Source organism: Streptomyces sp. NPDC107517, from assembly GCF_055582645.1.
On record NZ_JBVJPM010000097.1, the window covers coordinates 1 to 1,681 of the forward strand.

Annotated in this window: 1 protein-coding gene; it reads right to left on the minus strand. The window is 68.7% G+C overall.

Translation table 11 applies throughout. From position 1 onward, the window contains the following. Positions 1-151: 151 nt before the first annotated feature. On the minus strand, positions 152-1,588 hold the full coding sequence (locus ACZ67T_RS46280) for an IS1380 family transposase (RefSeq protein ID WP_469993097.1): 1,437 nt from the start codon (positions 1,586-1,588) through the stop codon (positions 152-154). Positions 1,589-1,681: the final 93 nt, after the last annotated feature.

Here is a 1,681-nt window from a genome sequence, read left to right on the forward strand (position 1 = left end):
CCTCGCCGTTTCGGTTGGGCTGAGGCGGCGTCGCTGATCGCCAACTGTTGGGTGGTCGACGTGATTTCGGTGCTTGGGCAGGTCGGAGTCCCGACGCGGTGGTCGGGTTCTCCGGGTTCTTTCGGGTGGTGGGCGGACGGGGGTTTGCCGGTCAGCTGGCGGGTCGGGGCAGTGCGGCGAGGCGGTGGAAGGCCGTGGCCAGTTCGTGTCTCCAGGGCCAGGTCGCCGATATTCGCAGGTGGAGGCGTCGGCCGCCGCGGGTGAGGCGGGCGGCGACGTGCAGTAGCCGATAGCGGAGCTTCTTCGGCTCGGCGGTGGCCAGCTCCCCGTCCAGGAGGAGGACACGGGTCCAGGCGAGCAGGTCGATCGCGGCGAGGCTGAGTTCGAGCCAGACGGCGTTGACGCCGAAGTCTCGGGAGGGGAAGCGGCCGAATCCGGTGGTCTTGCCGCACCGGATGTGGTCCTCGACGGTGGCATGTCCGCGGTGGCGGACCTCGAGGAACTGGGCGGAACCGCCACCGGAGTACGGGGTGTCGGTGAGGAACACCTGATGCCGTAGGCCCTCGTCCTGGTCGAACAGGGACAGCTGGGCTCCGGGGTGGGGCCGCTCTCGGCGCACGATGATGCGGGTGCCGGCTGGGTAGCCGTCCAGATCGACCATGCCGGTCAGCTCGGCGACCTCGGCGCCATCACGCAGAGTCCCGTCCTGGTCCAGGGCGGGATGCCAGAGACGCTCGGGCATGGCCCGGACAGCGCGACGGACCGGCTCGGTGATGGCGTATCCGACCGAGAAGAAGGTACGGATTCCTCGTTTCCGCACGTGGCGGACGTGGGCGAGGAAGGCTTTCGCGGATCCGGCACTGTCGGTGCGGACGAGGATGTCGGTGCCGTGCCGGTGCGCGTCGGGGATTTGCGCGAGTGCCTGGTCGAACACCGTGATGTGGTCGCTCGCGGTGTTGGCACCGGCGTTTCCAGGACGCAGCCGGCCCGACAGTGCCTCGCCGGTGTTGGCCAGGAAGCACAGCAGCGGGTGGAAGCCGAAGCCGCCCTTATAGGTGGGTGCGGCCTGCTCTTTCTCGGAGTGGCAGGTGATCAGCGTGGCGTCGAGGTCCAGGACCAGCCCGGGCAGAATGCGTCCCGCGGCCCGGACTGTGGGTATGCCCTCGCCTTGCTCGGCGGCCTGCATCCAGGCGACTTCCCGAGCTTGGGCACGCGCCGAGCGCAGAGAAGCCAGTGTCCTCTCGTCGGTGTCGGCGAGCAATCGCCAGGCCGTCGGTGTCGAGGCGACCGAACCGAACACCCCTGCCTGGTCCCGCAGTACGGCCAGGTCCGCGATGGCCTCACCGCCGTCGGCGAGCATCACCGCCAGGTCGGTGGCGATCCGGCCCGGATCATGCCCAGTCCCGCGCGGCCGAAGCGGCCTGAGCGCGGTGGAGTACGCGGCGGTCAGCCCGGTGGCATCAGCGACATCAGCCAGTAACCGTGCCCCGGCATGACCGACCACCCCCGAACCATCTGCACTGACCTGGAACTTGGGACGCAACCCGATAGCCTGCACGTAGAAAGTGCCCTCCGCCTGGACCGACAGAACCCCTCAGCAAGGTTCATCGTCCCAGGTCAGGAAGGCACTTTCGCGTTTCCGCCCCAACAGCCGCCGTCCCCAAACGAAACGGCGAGGTTA